Source organism: Kitasatospora cathayae (genome assembly GCF_027627435.1).
GTDB lineage: Bacteria > Actinomycetota > Actinomycetes > Streptomycetales > Streptomycetaceae > Kitasatospora > Kitasatospora cathayae.
This window is the reverse complement of the sequence record NZ_CP115450.1, coordinates 8,523,843-8,542,961: the sequence shown is the minus strand read 5'-3', so window position 1 is coordinate 8,542,961 and position 19,119 is coordinate 8,523,843. Positions and strand designations below refer to the sequence as shown.

Below are 19,119 nucleotides of genomic sequence, written 5' to 3'. Positions count from 1 at the left end.
CAGGCTAAACGCCCCTGGAGGGCCGGTCAGTCCTGGTGCGGCGATCCCGCCCCAGGCACGGCCCGTTGAACGGGGAACCCGCCTCGGCGACCTGCCACGCACGGGTGTCCGTGCCGCAGGCGCGGGAGGAATCCCCGTCCCTTGAGGGCGGGGAGGATGTCAATGACACTGTTTCAAGGCCAGGCGGTACACGGTGTTGATCCTGCCGTCCGTCGAATCCATCTCCATGAGGCTGGTGGCGTTCGGGCTCGAGGTGCCGCGCTCGACCTGCAGTTGGGTGTCGATGTCGAGGCTGCGCTCCTCCCCGCAGGGGGCGAAGACCAGGGCGGCGACGTCCACGGTGTCACTCGTCTGCCAGTCGTTGTTGAACCCGCCCTTGAAGTGATGGGTCGAGTTGGTGGTGCGGGGGTCGCCCTGGAAGTGGTAACTGGCCCGCTGGGTCCCGGACGCGCCCGGCGCCAGCGACGCGAAGCCGTTGTAGCCGGCGGACACGATCGCGTAGGTGAAGCCACCGGGGACGTGCACGCTCAGGTTGAGCTGGCAGTCCTTCTGGAAGTCGGTCGGCGACGCCCCGGGCCCCACCCGGGCTAGGTAGTTGCTGTAGGTGACGGTGAAGGCGGTGTTGTCAGGGGACACGGCCACGGAGGCCGTCCCCGTAGGGCAGCCGGAGCCGGTGGCCGCCACGCTGTCGATGACGATCCGGTCCGGCGGCGGGGGCGGGCTGCCGCCGAAGGCCGACGAGCCGAACAATGACGTCGCGACACCGGTCGCGGCCAGCGCGCGGAGCAGCATGGGCTTCCCTTCGATCGTCCACGGATCCGGGGCGGGCGTCGCTTTCCGAGCCCGATCCCCGGATTTCACGTGGGCATCGCATCACACCGCCGCGTTTCCGCGCACACAACGTGACGATCCAGTCACTCGAACAGCCTTCAGGGTGGAGAGCTCCCCTGGGCCGGGTGGGGAGTCAGCGGGGAGCCCTTGCCCACGGCCCGTTCAGCGGCACAGCCGTGCGACGAGCTCCAGCTCGTGCGCCAGCAGTCCCGGGTCACGCGGGCCGGCGTGCGGGGCGCTCAGCGACCGCACGCGGAAGCGGTTGTGCGGTGTGGCGTCGTCCGCCTCACGGATCATCAGGTCCTGGAGCGGCAGCGGGATGATGCGGTCCTGCGTGTAGCGCACGAACGTACGCGGCACCCGGCCCCACTTCTCCGGCAGACCGCGGGCGTCCTCGCTCGCGCCGACCGCCGCCGACTCGTCCGGTTCCAGGATGTTCATCAGCGCCCGGACCTCGGCGTCCGGCCGGTCGGCGGCGATCGCCTCCTTGACGATCGCGAAGAACGCGGGGTCGCCCGAGCGCCAGTTGACCCGGCTGACGCCCAGCTCCGGCGGCGTCCGGACCCCGGGGATCTTGAAACTGGAGCTGGTGGCCGCCTCGGGGGTCATCATCAGCCGCAGCGCCGAGGGGTGCCCGGTCGGGCAGAACGCGGAGGTGTACACCAGGTGCGCGACCAGCTCGGGCACCCGGTTGGCGACCGCGTTGAGGGTCGCACCGCCGAGGCTCTCCCCGACCAGCACCACCGGGCCGTTGCGGCGCGCCCGCCGCACCACGTCGATGACGTGCGCGGCGAAGTCGCCCAGCGTCACCTTGGCCAACGGGGACGGCTCGGTGCGCAGCCGCTCGAGGTCCTGCGGGCACTGGTAGGACTCGGGGAGGTACGCGCCGAGCCCGTGCCCGGGCAGGTCGACCGCGATCGCGCGGTGTCCGCGCAGACCCAGCTCGCGCACCAAGGGCTGCCAGTAGAAGGAGTTGCTCCCCGAGCCGTGGACGAGGACGAAGGTGGGCGCGCCGCGCCCGGGCCCGTCCGCGTGCGCGGTGGAGGCGGCCGCGCCCAGCGCGGTGACCGCCCCCGCCCCGGCCACGGCCGCCTTCAGCGCGCTGCGCCGCGACGTCCCGCCGGCCTTCGCGTTGCCGCTGTTGGACCTGTGCTGTTCCTTGGCCATGGACGGCCTCCTCCTTGGGTGTTGAGTGCGGCTTTTCGTCCCTGAACGGTGTCAGGCGCCGCCTTCATGCCACCGGCAGACGACTGTCAGAGGACCGACACCGCAGGTCACCAGGGATTCGCCGGGCGGGCTCGGATCCTGCATGGCGGCGGGCCGACCGGTGGGCGCTCTCTTATCCTTCCGGCATGACGAGCCCTCAGCACGATCCCGAAGGGGACGCCGCCATGGCCCGCAGCGCCATCGACGCGTACCTCACCAACCGCGCGCGGTACTGGGAGCGGGCCGCTCAACAGACGAGGGCGGCCGATGCCCTGGCCGTGTACCGGGCCGCGCGCAACCGGCTCGCCCGGTGGAAGAACGAGGGCGTCGTCGACGACTGGATCGCGAGCGCCGTCGTCGAGGCCGCCGAGCAGGACGCCGCCCGGATCGGTCGCGAGGCCGCCGCCGCGAGGACCGGTCCGGCCCTGCACGCGACGGCCGTCCGCCACACGGAGGCGATCCGGCGCTGGCTCGGCACCCACGGCCACGGGCTCGGCGACGACCTGTCAGAGGAGGCTTAGCCGCACTTGTCCGGGTGACGGCGGCCGTGTCCGGGGCGTGCCCCGTCCTGCCTGTGGCCGGCAGGCCCGGCGTCAGTAGGCCTCGAACGACCAGAAGACACCCACCTCGTCGTCGGTCACCGCGATCAGGCCCAGGTCGCGTCCGAGGTCCAGACCGTTGAGGTACGCGGAGGTGAGGAAGCCGTGGGAGCGGGTGCCCTGGAGCCCCGCCGCGAGGAAGTCCGTGGCTGGGTCCGAGGCGGCGGCCGTCGCGTTGGTCCAGTAGGAAGCGGTGGGGCCGTACCGGCCGAGCAGGGTCCGGGCGTCCGCCAGCAGGACGTCCCGGTCCGGTCGGGAGCGGACGGGGGAGGGTTCCGACGACCACTGCTCGGCCATGACCGCAAGCGCGGTGACCGCTGCCCGAGCGTCCAGGCGGTGCAGACGCTCGGGGAACTCCGACGCGGCCGGGGGGCCGAAGGGATACGCCGGCACCGTGCGGCGCGCGGTGTTGGCACGGTCCTCGTCCAGCCGGACCCAGCCACGCGGGTCCGCGACCTCGCGGTGCAGCACGGCGAGGACGTCGTGCGCCCAGTCCTCGTGGCGGCGAGGACCGGTGGCCGCGAACGCGTAGACGTCCTCGAACAGCCGTAGGGCCGCCGCGTTCCAGGGACAGCGACGGCTGCGGAACTCCGCGAGCAGGCCGCCGACCTCGCGGACGAAGACGTCCCTCGGCTCGCGGGGGACGGCCCGCAGCCGATCGAGGGCCCAGCGAACGAGTTCGCCCGCGCCGTCGGGGGCGAGGCCGGCCGGTACCTCCGTGGACGGGAGGTCCGTTGCGCGCCAGAGCGCCTCGAGGTGGGAATCGAGCAGGTCCAAGGCAAGCCGGTCGACGGGCAGGGGCGGCGGGATCACGGTCAGTCTCCCTGGGACCAGGCGGCGATCGGCAGGGACAGGTAGATGCCGAAGTCGACGAGCCCGGTCGCGGCGCTGATGTTCGCGTGGAGCGCGTCCACGCGCTCCTGCCGGTCGGCCGCCCTGCTCGCGAACCACTTCGACTTGATCTCGATCACCACCGTCAGGCCGCTGCGGTCCAGTGGGCCCAGCGGCCGGAAGCGGAGCTCGACGTCCCCGGGCTGCAACTCGCCGTCGTACGGCTCCTCCGGGCACTCCACGGCCAGGGACACCAGGTGCGGCAGCACCGAGGCCAGTTCGCGCAGATCGGACTCGGGCACGGTGGGCGCATGGGTCACGTCGACGAGCGGCATACCGACACCCTAGACGGAGCGGCGAGCGGTCGCGGTGCTCAGGGGGCGGTGAACAGCCTGGCGAAGGCCGGGGCCAGCCATGGGCGGCGGCCCCAGGCGAGGACCTTGCCCCGCAGGAGGGCGTCGGTGGCGCTGTGGCGGCCGAGCGCGATGAGGAAGAACGCGACCGGCTCGGTGAGGATCGTGCAGTCCGGGCGGCGTGGTGGCTTCCGGCTGACGACGGCGGTGCCGTCGGTGAAGGTCACGGCGAAGTCTTCCAGGGCGCGCACCCGCAGGTGGTAGCAGGCGCTGTGGCCGGCCGCGGTGCGGGCGTCGACCACTCGGGGCATGGCCGTGCGCAGGAACGGCATGGTCAGCCCGACGCGCCGCCGGTCGAGCGGGTGCGGGCGGTGGAGGGCGAGGGCGATGTCGTAGAGGTGGGCCAGCATGTGGGTCAGCAGGTAGGCGCCGAGGGTGTCCAGGTCCATCTCGCCGAGCGGGGTCGCCACCGGATCGGTGCCGGTCCGCGGGGCGGCTGCCGCCGTGAACTGCCGTGCCTGCCGGGCGATCTGCGCGGCGAGGACGGCCGGGTCCCGTTCGGGCCGCTCGGCCAGTGCGGCGGCGTTGGCCGCGGCCAGCGAGCCCGGAGTGCCGTCCCCGTACGGGCGTTCCTCGCCGGCGGCCAGTGCGGCCATCAGCTCGTTGGCCATCGCCAGGTGGGCGGCGGCCTCGGCGACCGTCCACTCGGATCCGGGTATCGAGGTGTCGCCGCGGCAGCCGGCGAGCAGGGCGACGGCTTCGTCGCCGACCGCGGTCACCGTCTCGAAGAGCGCGGTGCGTGCGGCGCCGGGCCGGTGCGGGGGGAACGGGGCGTTCATCTGATACCTCCGTGGATACCGCCGGCTTCAGCCGGGGGTGGGGGTCCCCCCGCTTGCGGGGGAGGAAACGGTCCTCCTGCGGAGCGGGACAGGTGACGACGATTCGCCGTCCAGGCGGACCGTCGCCCATAGCAGCCCGTAGCCACCTCGGCACGGGCGATAGCATCTCTGATGCCCGATCGGCGAGGTCTGTGGAGCTGGTGTAAGACCGATGGGCGGCACACCGTCCCTCCGCCGGCAACCCCAGGTCGGCAACCGGCCGTGAAGCAGAAAGCCCGACCTGCGAGGGTTGGAATCCTCCGGCTCCAGCCGGAGGAGGATGTCAAGTGCCGCTGTCCATAGTCGCGGCAGCGCCCCCGCCCGCTCGGTGGGCGGGGCCGTCGTGCGGGCGTTCAGTGGGCGATGATCTGGAGGTTGGCGCTCTGTCCGGCGGTGCCGCCGACGTAGAAGGTGTGGCCGTCGGGGCCCAGGGCCAGGCCGGTGAGGTCGGTCTCGTCGAGGTCGCCGGCGCTCTCCCCGGGGACGGGGGCGCCGGTGGCGGTGTCGAGGGCGAGCACCGAGGCGGTGCCGGCACCGTAGTTGCTGTCGGTGAGGTAGAGCCGGCTGCCGTCGGCGCTGACCTGCGGGTGCTCCAGCTGGTCGCCGCTGCCCGCGGGTTGGAAGGTGGTGGTCACGGTGTCGGTGGCCGGGTCGATGAGGGTGCTCGCGCCGGTGCCGAGTTCGGCGAGGCCGAACAGGCGCTTGCCGTCGGGAGTGAACGCCAGGTTGTAGTCCAGGTTGGTGGCGGTGCCCCGGACGGTGCCGGCCACGGTGGGCGTGGTGGCGGCCGTGGTCACGTGCACCACGCCCTGGCTGGTGCCGACGTACACGTCGCCGGTGCCCAGTCGGGCCGCGGGGGCGCCGACGTAGGGGGCCGGGATCTGGACCGAGGTGGTGAAGGCCTGCTGCGCGGTGGCGAAGGCCAGGATCCGGCTCTGGCCGTTCTGCCGGTAGGCGGTCGCCCCGTTCTGGGAGACGTACAGGGTGGCTCCGTCCGGGCTGAAGGCCAGTCCGGAGGTCGAGCCCGGGGTCCAGCCGGCCGGGCGGGGCTGGTCGGGCAGAGCAAGGGTGGCGAGCAGGGTCAGGGTGGTGGTGTCCACCACGCTGAGGCGCTGGCCGTCGAGCACGTACAGGCGCGAGCCGTCCGCGCTGAGCGCCGGGTGGGCGCTCCACTGGAGGGCGCCGAGGGCCAACCGCCCGGTGACGGCGCCGGACTGGGTGTCCACCGTCTTCACCGTGGAGGTGTTGTCGGCCTCGGTCACGGCGACGTAGGCCGTGGCGCCGTCGGGGCTGACCACCGGTGCGGCGTTGCGGGCGCCGACGGTGATGGTCGCCTCGGTGCCGGACGGCGGGGTGTCGGCTGCGGCGGCCGTGGCGGCTGCGCCGGTCAGGGCGAGCAGGGCCGCGGCGGCCGCGGTGAGCGTCGCGGCGGTGCGGCGGGTGGTCGTGCGGGACATCGGTTTCCCCCTCTCGCGCCGCGAGCTGCGGCGCCGGGGGCAGGCTAGCCCATGCGGGCGAAGATCTGATCGACATACGGACGGCCGTACGGTCGGCGGTGGCGGCCTGGAGAACGCCGAGCGCGCCGAGGACGTCGGCGCGCTGGGTGGTGGTCGAGCCGTTCGGGGTCGGCGGCGCCGCGGACGAACGCGGTCCCGGCCGGGGCGGGGCCGCAGGAGCGGCACCGGTCCCGCCGTGGTCCGCTCCCCCGGGGCGGGACCATGACGGGACCGGTGGCGTCTGTCAGTACGAGGCGCTGGTGGCGCAGCGGCCGGTGTCCCCGTTGCACACGACGACGTACGAGGTGATGCCGGAGTCCAGCAGGTTCTCGGTCCAGGCCGTGTCACCGGGGATGTTGGTCCAGTTGCTCGAGCTCCCGCCGTTCGACTGGTGGAGGACCACCCCGCAGGCGGCACCGCCGGTGGAGGTCGCGTAGCCCTGCACGTGGTCGTGCCCGTCGTAGAACCTGTCCACCATGCCCCCGGCGCAGCCGGGGACGTTGGCCCCGAAGGTGGTGTCGGCCGACGCCAGCCCGGTGCTGAGGCCCAGACCGACGGTGGCGACGGCGACGACGGCGCCGAGGCGGACGGCGGTGCGCTTCCTGATCATCAGTTGTCTCCTGGTTTCGGTGGCTGATCGCCTCGACCACCGCGCCTGCGGGCCCCGCGGTCAGGCCCGTTTCCCGGGCGGGTTCGCGGACCCGCCCGCAGGCTCCGGAGGTCGAGATCACTTCTCGAGGGCCGGGGGCGTCGTGACCAGCGGAAGCCCGTTCCCCCCTCGATCGTTCGCACAACAGAGTGCCCGTGCGCCGGCGCGTTGGAGAACGACGTTCGCCTGACGTTGGCCTGACACTTCAGCCGGTGACGGTTTCGGGGTGGCGGTGGAGGGCGTCCAGGAGGGCGCTCTGGCGGGCGGTCAGTCTGCCGTCGGTGCGGGCCTTGGCCTGTTTGCGCAGCCAGGCGCCGGGGCGGAAGGTCGGGTCGTCCGCGAGGCCGGTGCGGTTGGCGGGGCCGGTGAGGGTGCCGCCGGCGGCGAGGTAGGCGAGCAGGCGTCGGTAGGAGCGGTTCCAGTCCGGTTCCAGGCGCCACAGTTCGTCCAGGGCGTCGAGTTTGGCGACCTGGTCGGGGTTGAGGTTGTCGGCCTTGCGCTGGCGGCGCATCCAGGCGCCCACCGCGTAGTCGTCGAGTTTCGTGGTCGCCGGGATGGCGAGGTGGCCGTGGCGGTGGTGGAAGGCGGCGGCGTAGGCGGCCCCGCGTTCCCAGGCGTTGGCGTTCTTGGACCAGATCATGCCGAGCGCGTCCAGTTCGCTGACGCGGGCGGGGTCGAGGAGGCCTTGGCCGTGCAGGTGGCGCTGACGGGTGAGCCAGGTGATCAGCTCGATGTGGCCGATGCGGTCGGTGGGGTCGAGGTGGCCGTGCTGGAGGTGGAAGAGCGCCGCGACGGCGTGCATGCGCTGCCACTCGACCGCGCGCGGGTTGAAGGCGCGCAGTTTGACGGTCTGGAGGATCCGCGCGGCGTGCCGGCGGGCGTCGATCCGCAGCCACTCGCTCGGCGACTCCGCCGGCGCGGATTGCCGCTCGGCCTCGGAGGCCTCGGCCGTGGCGGTGTGCCGGGTGCCCTGGGAGCGGTGGGCGCGCAGTTCGGTGATCCGGCCGACCACCCGGGCGTCGTGCGCGGCCAGGGCGCGCAGGACCCGCCAGATGGTGCGGAAGGAGGACGCCTCGATCTCGGCGTCGGCTTGGGCCTTCAGGGCCTGGCCGGCGTCGTGGACCTCGGACGGGTCGGCGGTGGCGGTGTCGTCGCCGGCGGCGGGGGCGGGCAGGTGGACGGGGATGATGATCCAGGAGACCTTGGCCTGCCGGTAGGACTGGCGCAGCGCGCGGCCGACGGCCTGGACGATGTCGATGACCGAGGACTTCGGGTCCGCGAAGCAGATGCCGTCCACGGCGGCGACGTCGATGCCCTCGGACAGCAGGCGGGCGTTGGCGAGGATGCCGCACTCCTCGCCGTCCTCGCCGGTGTGGGCCTTGAACTCGGCGAACGCGGCCCGGCGCTCGCGCAGGCGGTCGGTGCCGGCCACCGCCTTCGCCCAGATCCGCTCCGGGCGCTCCGCGTCGGGCAGCAGTTCGGAGGCGTCCGGCAGGTCGGCGGCGAACGCGCGGGCACCCGCGATCCGCGAGTGGAAGGTGATCACGCGGCGCAGGCCGAGGTCGGCGACGGCGCGCAGCACCGCGATCTGCAGGGCCAGGCGCAGCAGGTCCTCGTTGCTGCGCTGGGTGCGCAGGTCGGCGACGGCGGGGAGGTTGAGGAGCTCGCGCAGGTCTTCGTCGGTGACGACGGGGACGAGGACGCGGTAGTCGGCGAGGTAGCCGTGTTCGATGCCCTGGCCGAGGGTCCAGGTGAACACGGTCTTGCCGTAGATGCGTTCGTCGTCCATGGAGCAGATGACGGTGCCTTCGGCGACGTCGACGACCTCGTGCGGGACGTGGTTCTCGTCGACGATGCGCGGGGTGGCGGTGAGGTACAGGCGCCGCGTGGCGGGGACCTGGTCGTCGGTGTGGACGGCGGCCCAGGGCTTGCCGTCGGAGCCGGCGGTGCGGTGGGCCTCGTCGATGACGACCAGGTCCCACGTGGGCAGGCCGTGCAGCGAGTGGGCGTGGACGATGCGCTCCAGCGAGGCGTAGGTGGCGTACACGGTGACCGGCTCGCCGGGCTTCTGCGCCTGGACGAGGTCGGCGATCCGGGCGGCCTGGGTGGTCACCTGGGCGTGGATCCGGCCGCCGGCCTCCGCGCTCTCCAGGGCCTCCTCGCGTGAGCAGGCCGCGATGGCCAGTCCCCGGCGGCCGCCCTTGGTGGACCAGGACTGCGCGGTCTGCTCCAGCAGTTCGATCGTCGGCACCAGCACCAGCACCCGGCCCTTGGCCGCCAGGCGGCGGGCGCAGCCGGCGGCGATCAGGGTCTTGCCGGAGCCGGTGGCCGCGACGACGGTCGCCCGGCCGCCGTTCTTGACCTCGCGCACCGCGGCCGCGACGGCGTCCTTCTGGAACGGGTGCAGCGGCAGCGGATTGACGTCGCTTCCGGACACCTGCGCCGGGGGGACGGGCGTCGCGGCGGTGGTGGTCATGGTCACCACAGCGTTGTCTCTCTTTCTGCTGCTGCTTGGGGCGCCGGTTGGTGGGCGCGCTTCACTACGAACTGAGGCAGGAGCCTTTCTCGATCGGTGAGACAGGCTCCTGCCGCGCCTTGCCGCAGGCCGACGCCCGGCCGAGGAGCTGGAGGGGTCTGGGCGACCCTGATGGCGGGAGATCGTACCGGGGAGAGCCGGCTCGTGGACGTCAGTAGGCCGGGGCGGCGGCCATGGCCTTCACGGTCGAGCCGTCCTGGCTCTTGCGGACCTGCATCTGGGTGGGGATGCGCCGTCGCAGGTCCGCGACGTGGCTGACGACCCCGACGGTGCGGCTGTAGGAGCGCAGTTCGTCGAGTACTTCGAGGACCTCCTCCAGGGTCTCGTCGTCGAGGCTGCCGAAGCCCTCGTCGATGAACAGGGTGTCGAGCTGGCTGCCGCCGGCTTCCTGGGCGACCACGTCGGCGAGGCCGAGGGCCAGCGCCAGGGAGGCGAAGAAGGACTCGCCGCCGGAGAGGGTGGTGGTGTCGCGGGTCTGGCCGGTCCACTGGTCGAGGATCTCCAGGCCGAGGCCGGAGCGGCCGCGCCCGCTCGTGCGCGCGTCGGTGTGGGACAGCACGTAGCGGCCGGAGGACATGCGTTCCAGGCGGGTGTTGGCCGCCTTCGCCACCTCTTCCAGCCGGGCCGCCAGTACGTAGGCCTCCAGGTGCATGCGGTACTGGTTGTCGCCCGAGGTCCCCGCGGCGAGGTCTGCCAGATGCTTGGCCACGTGGTGCTCTTCCAGGAGGGGTGCCAGTCGCCCGATGCCCTGTGTGAGGTCGTCGATGTGGCCGAGCAGCGTCTCGCAGCGGTCGCGGCTGGTGCTCTCGGCGATGGCCGCTGCTTCCGACCGGTCGGCGGCGGCGGCGAGAGCCGCCTCGGCAGCCTGCTCGTCGGCCGGTTCTGCGGCGGCGGCCTCGGCGAGATCCGGGTCCTGGAGTGTCGCCGTGTGCGTGGCCTGGGCTGTCCGCCAGGCGTCCATTTCGCCTTCCTTCGCTGCCAGTTCGGCACCGGGGATCAGGGCGTGGCGGGCTTCCTCGGGTGTGGCGAAGCCTGCGGCCACGATCTCGGTCGCGACTGCCCTGGCCGCGCGGTCCAGATTCCCCGCGGCCACTGCCACCTGCTGGATCGCCGCCCGTGCCCGGGCGAGCGCTTCCGCTTCGGCGGTGAGTTCGGCGCTGCGAGCGGCGATCGTCGGGGATCCGGCCAGGGCGTCGGCGAGACGCAGGGTAAGGATCTCCTGTTCGGCGCTCTGGGTCTCCTGGCGGCCGAGGTAGTCGCCGATGCGTCGGCCCAGGCTGGCGAGTTCGGATGTCCGGGTTGCGCGCGTCTCGTCGAAGGCGCGCAGTTCCTCGTTCGCGGGCACGGCATCCGCGGCGGCGACCAGGAGGTCCTTGTGGGCCTGCTGGGCGGCACGGTGACGCTGCTGCAGGTCGGCGGTCGCCTGCCCGTCGGCCAGTTCCTGGGCTGAAGCCGCCTCGGCCGTGAGCCGGACAAGGTCCTGTTCGGCGTCCTTGCAGGCCTGGTCGGCCTGCTGGTAGGCCTCCTCCGCGCGGGCCTCGTCCTCCCTGCTCGGGTGGCCGGCGGCGGTGGTCGCCGGCCGGGGATGGACGGGCGAGCCGCAGACCAGGCAGGGTTCCTGGGGACTGAGCCGGGCGGCGAGTTCACCGGCCATGCCGTCGATGCGCCGGTCGCGGATCCCGCGCGCGTGCGCCGCGCTGTGGATGACGGCTTTCTTGAGCTCGTCGACGTCGGACTGGGCCTTGGCGACGTTGGCGGCCAGTTCGTCGCGTCGGCGGGCTGCGGCGAGTTGCTGTTCGAGGGCCGGCAAGGCGGCGGCGAGCCTGTCGGCCTGGATCTGTGCCAGGTGGGCTCTGTCGATCCGCGCGGTGTGCTCGGCGCGTCGGGTATCCGCCTGGTCCAGCCAGTCGGCGATCTCGTCGTGGTCGCTCTGGGCCTGGTCCAGCTCGGCCTTGAGCTTGGCGAGGGAGGCTGCCAGTTCTTCGGAGCGCTGTTCGTCGTGGCGTAGGGCGTCGAGGCGGCCGAGGTCGTTCTTCAGCCGGTCCTCGGTGGCGGTCAGCTCCTCGTCGGTGTCGTTGCGCTGCGTGTCGGCCAGTCGTGTCCTGGCCTGGGCCTCGGCGTGTCGGGCCTTCTGGTGGTCGTGGTCCGCGTCATCGAGGGCCTGGATAAGGGGCCGGACCTGCTCAGCTCGGCGACCGCGTTCCAGGGTCGCCTGAAGGTCCTCGAAGGCCGGGGCCTGCGCCCGCAGCGCCGTGAGGGCTGAGGCGGCGGTGCGGTGGCGCAGCTGGCGCTCCGCCAGGATGCGGACCTGTGCGGCTCGGCTTTCTCGGATGCTGTGGTGCGCTCGGGCGTCCCGCAGCGCGGCGGCGGCCGCCTGGTGGGCCTCGGCGGCTCTGCCGTGGACGGCCTGCGCCCAGGCGAGTGCCGTGGGGTGGGTGGTGTCGATGCTGTCCTGGGTGGGGGCTGGTTCCTCGACCGAGTCGGTGATCGGGGTGCCGGCGGTGTCCTGGATGCGGTCGATGTCGCGCAGGACAATCCTGCGGGCGTCGTCGCAGCGCTGGCCGCTCTCCTTGGCGTGGTCGGTGAGCCAGCGGGCGATGTCGCGGAAGCGGTGGGTGCCGAAGAGGCGCCCCAGGACGGTGGCGCGGTCCTCGGCCTTGGCCCGCAGGAATCTCGCGAAGTCGCCCTGCGGCAGCAGGACGACTTGGCAGAACTGCTCGCGGTTCATGCCCAGCAGGGCTTCGATCTCGCGGGCGATCTCCTGGTGGGCGGCGGAGACGGGTTTCCAGAGGGCCCGGCCGAGGCTGTCGTCACCGTGCCGTTCCTCCAGGCTGGCCTTGGCCTGCGACCGCGTGGTGCCGTTTCCGTCGCGCCGGGCCCGTTCCTGCTGGGGGGTGCGCACGATCCTCAGGCGGCGCCCCGCCATGCTGAACTCCAGCTCGACCTGGGTGAGCGTGGCGGGGTCGGCGTGGTGGCTGCGCAGCGCCGTCTGGTGCCGCTCCCCCGGTACGTTGCCGTAGAGGGCGTAGCAGACGGCGTCGAAGATGGTGGACTTCCCCGCGCCGGTGGCGCCGTGCAGGAGGAACAGCCCTCCTTGGGAGAGCGTGTCGAAGTCGATGCTCTGCCGGGTGCGGAAGGGGCCGAAGGCCTGCAGGGCGAGGGTGTGCAGGCGCATCAGCTGATTTCCTTCACGATGTCGTTGCGGCGCGTGGCCTCGACTGCTCGGCGCAGGAGGTCGTGTTCGGCGGGGGTGGGGGCGTGACCGGCTCGGACGTGGTCGACGAACCCGGCGGTGATCTCAAGTTCGGTGCGGTGGCGGGTGCGTTCGGTGTAGGTGGCGCTGCCCCGGGGGCCGTTGTCCTCGGGGGCGAAGGTGAGCTGGACGGTGCGGGGGAAGCGGGTGCGCAGGCGGTCCATGGCGTTGATGGGGCGCTGCGGGTCGGTGAGGATGACGTGCAGCCACGCGTCGCGCAGGTGTTCGTGCTGGTGGTCCTTGAGCAGGACGTCAAGGTGCCCGGTGAGGGTGTCCAGGGCCCGGGGGCGCGGGCAGGGGACGGCTTCGGCGGTGAGGTTGGCGCCGGCGTCGAGGTCGACGAGCCAGGTGGTCTTGGCGTAGCCGGCTTCGGAGAATGAATAGGCGAGGGGGGAACCGCTGTAGCGGATGCGGTCGGTGACTTTCTGCGGGCGGTGGAGGTGGCCGAGGGCGACGTAGTCGATGCCCTCGAAGACGGCGGCGGGGACGGTGGGGATGCCGCCGGCGGTGATGTCGCGTTCGCTGTCGCTGGTGTGGCCTCCGGTGACGAAGGCGTGGGCGAGGACGACGGAGCGGGTGCCTGCGGGGCGGGTGGCGAGGTCGGCGCGGACGCGGTCCATGGCGGCGCCGAGGACGGCCTCGTGGGTGGGTTTGTCGGCTGCCATGTTCTCGCGGGTCAGGAACGGTTCGAGGTAGGGCAGGCCGTAGAACGCGACGGGTCCGTGCGCGTCGTGCAGCACTGCGGGTGTGTGGCAGGTGGCGGGGTCGGTGCGCAGGTGGATGCCGGCTCGTTCGATCAGGCGGGACGTGACGCCAAGACGCTGGGGTGAGTCGTGGTTGCCGCTGATCATGATGACGGGGACCTGGAGGTCGGCCAGGCTGTTGAGTGCGTGGTCGAAGAGGGCGACGGCGTCCAGGGAGGGGATGGCCCGGTCGTAGATGTCGCCGGCGACGAGGACGGCGTTCACCTCCCGTTCCCGGACGACGGTCAGCAGGTGGTCGAGGAAGGCGCGCTGGGCGTCGATGAGGGATTCTCGGTAGAAAGTGCGTCCGAGGTGCCAGTCCGAGGTGTGGAGCAATCGCATGGTCGCTGACCGTAACCCTTCGGGTGTGGTGTGCGGGCCGACTTCGGTGTTTTGGTCGGCAACGGTGATCTGTGGGAATCACTGGAGGCCCGGGGTACTGCACCGCCACCGGCAGGTGAGTGAGCGGCGGGCGCGAGGCAGGAGATTGTCAGTGCGGCGGGAAAGAATAAAGCCAGAGAGGGGGAGAGATGACTTCCGAGCAAGGCCCTTTGCGTAGCGGTTTCCCTGCTCCGAACGGGTGCCGGTGGTGCGGCATCGACGAGCGGGTCCACGCACGGCAGTGGGTGGAGGAGGCGGGCTGGCACGCCTGGGCCTCCCCCACCAGCGAACAGCGCAAGGCCCGGATGAAGGCACGACGTGCCGCCCAGCTCCAGCAGGACGCACCGTCCGGAAATGATCAGCCCGCACTCGCGCGCAAAGCCGCGAATACCTCCCGAAGCTGCAGCGGCACGTCGGAGGCGGAACCCAGGGATGTGGCCAGCTCGTAGACCATTTCGGGTTTACCGTCAGGACTCGTGCTTCCCTGATCCTTAATCATGTCCAGAATGTCCTTGCTGAATTTCCGGCCACCGCGGTGAGCCTTGAAGTGCGCGGCCTCCCAGGGCTGCTCGCTCTCACGGCGCGGCCACTTGCGGTTGGCCACTCGGGCCCACTGCTCGTCCTCGAAGAGCTCCTCGAGTTCGTTGAAGTTCTCAGCCTCGCCGACGAAGGACACCTGCGTCGCGGGATCGAGGCCGAAATGGCGCAGCCGGTCGTCCCTGAAGAACTTGGCGACGTTGCGGCTGTCGGCATCGACCAGCAGCATCACGGTGCGGCGCTGGGCAGCGAGGTAGCGGGCGAGGTGGAGGGCGCCTTCGTTGTTGTTGCAGGCCCACAGGGCGATGCCCGCCGCTTGCAGGGACAGCCCCTGCGAGAGGCGGAAGAGCACCGGAATCGCCTGCTGTTCAGTCGCCCCCTCGACGGCGAGGAAGCAACGCTCGTGGAGCAGGACGGAGTTGCGCAGGCCAAGTGCGGAGGCGATCTGCCCGAGGTGCAGGTCGATGCCCTCGTGCGTGTCGTCGGCGAGGCGCTCGATGACGGTGCGGCCCGCTTCCAGACGCAGGTGGACGACATCGGCGATGTCCACGCCGTCGATGAGGTTCATCGAGTGGGTGGCCACGATGACCTTGACGGCGTCCGTCGCGCACTGGCGGCGGATGAGGTCCATCACGGTCCGCTGGTGGGTGTAGTCGAGGTGGGTGTCGGGCTCGTCATAGACGACGATCGTCTGGACGGGCGGCATGTCGTCCTCGTCCGGCTGGGGGTCTTCCAGGAGCCTGCTGGTCCACTCCCAAACGGCGAGGGCGATCCGGCGGTTGCTGCCGCGGCCGGACCTGGAGAGGTCGACCCGTTCGCCGTGGGCGCGGGAGATGTGCAGGTGCGCGTGCTTGAAGCCGTGGGAGAAGGAGACCTCCGGTTCGACGGAGACTTCCACGAGGTCCGGGCAGTGTGCCTTGATGTGCGCGCACAGGTCAGCGGCGTCGTCCTTGACCAGGCCTGTGACCTCGGACTCGATCGTGCGTAGGCGGCCCTGCAGCCCGTCGTCCGCCAGGTGGGCCTGGTAGCTGCCTGCCAGTGCTGTGTGGACGGCCCGGTCCGGGCTCTCGTCCTTGCCACTGAACGACAGTAGTCTCGGCAGCCGTCGCACCAACTGCTTGGGCAGGGCGGTCCATTCAGCGACCTGTGGGGACCGTGCCGCGTGTGCGGCCAGCGCCGCTTGCAGGTCGGCCTTGAGTCCCTTGCCCTCGACTTGCAGCCCGAATACCTCTACCAGTTCCTTGAGGGCCGGGACGAGCAGCGAGTCGAAGCCGCGCAGCCTGGGGTCGCACGGGAGCTGGGCCCGGTACTCAAGCACGGGCGCGCTGTCGCTCTCCACTCGGCGTCGGATCCTCAGCTCGGCCGGAAAGCCCATCCCCTGTTCGGAGGTGTCCAGAGCGAAGCGGCCTTCGACCCATGTCGAGGCGCAGCGGGTCGGAACAGCAGCGGCAACACCGGCTGCTGGCGGGTTGTCGTAGGTCCGGTCCTGTTCGACCAGGCGGTACCCTCCGAGGAGGAAGTCGAGGGCGGCGAGTACCGCGCTCTTCCCGCCGTCGTTGTGGCCGGCCAGGATCGTCGGCGCGCTGACGGGGATGTTCTCGACCAGCGTCAGCGAGCGGAACCCGCTGACGGTGAAGTCCTTCAGGTGCACAGTTGCCGCCGCTCCGCTCTCCCTTGCCGCCGCACCGTACCGCAGGCAGCAACCAGCCTGCGGCATAAGGTTTCTGACGCCACCCCCGCCGCAGGTGACCATCGTAGGCTCATCAGCACGGCGCCCGTGCCGCGACAGCGGAAGACCGGCTGGCTGGAGAGAGACCAGGCCTTGGACCGCCCGGCCGTCGGCCCGCTCTCCAGGAGCCTGGCCGAACCCGGCTGTTGAGGCACGCGCCCTGACCCGAGTCGAACGCTCAACCGACCGATCCACCGTTCACTGGCCGGCCGAAGCGCTCTCGGCTCCCATGGGCGTGGTCGGATGGAGGCCGCCCTCCGACTACTCGGGGATCCAGCCGCGGACCTCCAGGTACCGGATGTCCGCGTCCTCGACGGCGCGGCCGGTCTCCACCAGCCAAGCGCGCACGGCCTCGGTGACGTCGCCGTGGTGGTCGGCGACGCGCTGGGACCACTCGGCGGCGTCGAAGCCGCCGGTGGAGGCGGAGCCGTAGGTGCGTTCCTCGGTGCCGTCCGCGCGGGGGATGAACCCGCGGCGCAGGCCGGCGGAGTCCTGCTCCGACCCGGCCGAGTACACGTACTGGTCAGCCTTCATCCGGACGGTGAAGGCCAGGCGGCCGCCGGCTCGGCCGGTCTCGTGGACGACCGGCGCGAGATGGCTCGCACCGGAGCGGATGGCCTGGCGCCCGGCGCGGCCGGCCATCGACTCCCCCGGCACCCCGACCGTGTCCTTGCCCCGCACCCTGGCCTTCTGCCCCGTCTTGGTGCGGCGGCGGACGGTGTTGGCTTCGGCGATGCCTGCCAGGGCGTCCTGGTCGCGCTCTCCGCCGCGCACCGCGCGGACTACCTGGCGCAGCGCGCCGACGAACGCGGCGCCCTTGCCCTTGGTGAAGAACTGGCTGACCAAGGAGGCGTCGCGGCCGAGCATCTTGGCGACCTGCCGCTTGCTGTAGCCCTGGTCGATGAGCTGCTGGGTCAGCCTGGCGGCTTCGTTCGGGTTCTGCGGGTCGGCCGGGCTCACTGGTCAGCTCCCTTCTCGGCGAGTTCGGCGCGGCCCAGGCCGCGCAGTTTGAGGTACTGCTCCTGGCTGGTGGGGTGCTCGACGGGGCCGGTGAGGTGGCCCTTGAGGAGGTAGTCGCCCACTTCGCCGCGGTAGGGCCAGGGCTGGCGCTCGGTCAGGGCGATGCCGTCGGTGCCGAAGTAGACGACGGTGCCGGGCTTCGCGTGCAGGGCGCCGGCGTGGCCGATGACCTCCTTGCCCTGGCGGTACTTCATGTCGAGCAACGCCGCCCGCGCCCCGGACCACACGTAGGCGGCCCACTCGGGGTGGGCGTAGGGGTCGCGGGAGAAGCCGGCCTGGCGCTGCCAGGTGACGACCTGGCCGTCCTGGCCGAGGATCTCCGCTCCGGGCGGGAGGGCCTCGCCGGTGGGCGTGGTGCCGGAGACCAGGCGCGGGCGCTGGGCGAAGCCGCCGAGTCCGAACAGCAGGACGCTGCGCACGGCGCGGGAGGCGAGGTAGGCCGCCTGCCGCTGCCGTTCGTCGGCGTGGATGCGGGAGAGGTTGGTCAGGTCGGCCCAGGCGGACTTGAGGCGCTTGCCCCATTCGTCGAGCGGCTTGCCGTCCTCGAAGAGCAGGCCGCCGAGGATCTCGACCCGCCACGGCGCGATGTGGTTCGACAGGGCGAGGTGGACCTCGGCCCCGCCCGCCCAGGTGGTGAAGGTGGCGCCGGGCTCGCAGGGGTAGATCCAGGCGCGGTCGCCGGTGACGGGGGCCGGCAGCAGGCCGACGTGGTTCCAGCCGGCCGGGACGGTGACCTTGATGTTCCAGTGGGAGCAGGACATCAGGGCCTTGGTCTGCTCCTGCTCGGTCATCGCGGCGAAGGCTGCGGCGGTGATGCGGCGCGGTGTGCCGACCGGGGACTTCCACAGGTGTTTGGCGTAGGCGAAGGTGCGGTCGTACTCCACCAGCGCCGGGAGCTGCTCCGGGACGCGCGGGGGCAGGATCAGCTCGGTACGGCCCTGGCCGCCGGTGGCGTGCAGCAGGCCGCGCAGTTCCTCGGACAGGACCGGGTAGCCGCCCGCCCACTTGCCGGTGGTGGGGATGGTGCGCGACCACAGGTCCCGGCCGGTCTGACTCGGGGAGCCCATGAGGACCGCGTCGTCCCAGTGGCGGCGCAGCGCCTGCCACAGCAGCGTGAACGCCTGGCGACAGGTGACGACGTCGGCGCCGTCCGGGTCGAACCACTCCCCCATGGAGCGGATCTCGGTGGTGCCGCTGTCGGGCGCGGCGGCGGGGGCGTAGCGGCCGACGGGCTGGCGCTGGTGGACGAAGTGGCCGGCGAGTTTGTCGCGGCCGGAGCCGGTGGCGGTGGTCCACCGGTCGCTGGGGGTGTTCAGCCAGGCGGCGACCGCGTCCTTGAGGGTGGAGTAGCGCTCGGCGCCGTCGTGCCAGGGGGCGCCGGCGGTGATGTAGACGCGCTCGGTGCCGGGTGCGGTGGCGAGGACGGCGTCCAGGATCTCGCCCGGGGTGCGGGTGCCGAGGTCGAGGCGCACGGTCTGGTCGCGGACCGCGAGCACGCCGGCCGCCGCGTCCAGGAACACCGTGGAGCGGGCCTGCTGGGTGAAGTTGGGGCGTTTGGAGGACAGGCCGGTGGTGACGGCCTCGAACCGGGCGCCTGCCGGGCCTTCGGGGAGGGTGGGCAGCTCGCGTGGGCCGGTCTCGGGCACCGGAGCGGTCAACGCGATGGCGGGGGCGGGGGCGGGGGCGGGGGTGGGTTGTTCGGGTACGGCGGCGGGGCGGGTCAGCGGCGGGGCAACGGCGACGGTGGGTTCGGCGGCCGGCGCGGCCGCCGGGGCGGGTGCGGGCGCGGCGGCGGGGGCCTGGTCGTCGGGCTTGGCGGCGCGGACGGCGGCCGGGGTGGGGTCCAGCAGCGGGGCGATCCGCACGACGTCGCCGACCGACAGGCCGGAGGCCTTCGCGACGGCCGGCGCCTGGGCGCCTTCGTAGCCCGCGAGCCCGGCCACCCGGCGCGAGCGCTGGGCGGTGAGCTTGTCCAACTCCTTCCGCGCGGCCGCGACCGCCTTCTCGGCGGCCGTGATCTCGGCGCGCAGCTCGCGCAGACCGGCGAGCTCGGCGGTGTACGTCTTGCGGTCCATCA

General features: G+C 72.3%; 14 protein-coding genes. 1 reads left to right on the top strand and 13 read right to left on the bottom strand.

Going from position 1 to position 19,119, the window contains the following annotated elements; translation table 11 throughout:
• Nucleotides 1–159 precede the first annotated feature (159 nt).
• Nucleotides 160–792, bottom strand: a complete 633-nt coding sequence (locus O1G21_RS38215; RefSeq protein WP_270150332.1) for a DUF4360 domain-containing protein — start codon at nucleotides 790–792, stop codon at nucleotides 160–162.
• Nucleotides 793–993: 201 nt separating this feature from the next.
• Entirely contained in the window at nucleotides 994–1,998 is a 1,005-nt protein-coding gene (locus O1G21_RS38210; RefSeq protein WP_270150331.1) for an alpha/beta fold hydrolase, read from the bottom strand.
• A gap of 185 nt (nucleotides 1,999–2,183) precedes the next feature.
• On the opposite strand from O1G21_RS38210, the gene O1G21_RS38205 reads away from it, so the two are divergent.
• A complete protein-coding gene (locus O1G21_RS38205; RefSeq protein ID WP_270150329.1) occupies nucleotides 2,184–2,558 on the top strand; it encodes a hypothetical protein in 375 nt (124 codons plus the stop codon).
• A gap of 72 nt (nucleotides 2,559–2,630) precedes the next feature.
• On the opposite strand, the gene O1G21_RS38200 is transcribed toward O1G21_RS38205, so the two are convergent.
• The 11 genes from O1G21_RS38200 to O1G21_RS38150 form a co-directional block, all read right to left on the bottom strand.
• Nucleotides 2,631–3,449, bottom strand: coding sequence for a hypothetical protein (locus O1G21_RS38200; RefSeq protein ID WP_270150328.1), 819 nt, complete (start codon nucleotides 3,447–3,449; stop codon nucleotides 2,631–2,633).
• Nucleotides 3,450–3,451: 2 nt separating this feature from the next.
• Nucleotides 3,452–3,802: a hypothetical protein gene (locus O1G21_RS38195; protein ID WP_270150327.1), complete on the bottom strand. Its 351-nt coding sequence runs from the start codon at nucleotides 3,800–3,802 to the stop codon at nucleotides 3,452–3,454.
• Between the two features lie 38 nt (nucleotides 3,803–3,840).
• Nucleotides 3,841–4,659 carry a maleylpyruvate isomerase family mycothiol-dependent enzyme gene (locus O1G21_RS38190; RefSeq protein ID WP_270150325.1) on the bottom strand — a complete coding sequence of 273 codons (819 nt, stop codon included), beginning with the start codon at nucleotides 4,657–4,659 and terminating at the stop codon, nucleotides 3,841–3,843.
• A gap of 392 nt (nucleotides 4,660–5,051) precedes the next feature.
• Nucleotides 5,052–6,155 carry a YncE family protein gene (locus O1G21_RS38185; protein ID WP_270150323.1) on the bottom strand — a complete coding sequence of 368 codons (1,104 nt, stop codon included), beginning with the start codon at nucleotides 6,153–6,155 and terminating at the stop codon, nucleotides 5,052–5,054.
• A gap of 283 nt (nucleotides 6,156–6,438) precedes the next feature.
• Complete coding sequence (locus O1G21_RS38180; RefSeq protein ID WP_270150321.1) at nucleotides 6,439–6,804, bottom strand: hypothetical protein; 366 nt, start codon at nucleotides 6,802–6,804, stop codon at nucleotides 6,439–6,441.
• 244 nt (nucleotides 6,805–7,048) lie between these two features.
• Complete coding sequence (locus O1G21_RS38175) at nucleotides 7,049–9,319, bottom strand: DEAD/DEAH box helicase (RefSeq protein ID WP_270151475.1); 2,271 nt, start codon at nucleotides 9,317–9,319, stop codon at nucleotides 7,049–7,051.
• Nucleotides 9,320–9,530: 211 nt separating this feature from the next.
• On the bottom strand, nucleotides 9,531–12,554 hold the full coding sequence (locus O1G21_RS38170) for an AAA family ATPase (protein WP_270150319.1): 3,024 nt from the start codon (nucleotides 12,552–12,554) through the stop codon (nucleotides 9,531–9,533).
• Nucleotides 12,554–13,717, bottom strand: a complete 1,164-nt coding sequence (locus O1G21_RS38165) for an exonuclease SbcCD subunit D (RefSeq protein WP_270150318.1) — start codon at nucleotides 13,715–13,717, stop codon at nucleotides 12,554–12,556. Before O1G21_RS38165 ends, O1G21_RS38170 begins: the two co-directional genes overlap by 1 nt.
• A 397-nt stretch (nucleotides 13,718–14,114) precedes the next feature.
• Nucleotides 14,115–15,944, bottom strand: coding sequence for an ATP-dependent nuclease (locus O1G21_RS38160; RefSeq protein ID WP_270150316.1), 1,830 nt, complete (start codon nucleotides 15,942–15,944; stop codon nucleotides 14,115–14,117).
• A gap of 339 nt (nucleotides 15,945–16,283) precedes the next feature.
• Entirely contained in the window at nucleotides 16,284–16,982 is a 699-nt protein-coding gene (locus tag O1G21_RS38155) for a helix-turn-helix domain containing protein (RefSeq protein WP_270150315.1), read from the bottom strand.
• Entirely contained in the window at nucleotides 16,979–19,117 is a 2,139-nt protein-coding gene (locus O1G21_RS38150; RefSeq protein ID WP_270150312.1) for a hypothetical protein, read from the bottom strand. Before O1G21_RS38150 ends, O1G21_RS38155 begins: the two co-directional genes overlap by 4 nt.
• Nucleotides 19,118–19,119 lie beyond the last annotated feature (2 nt).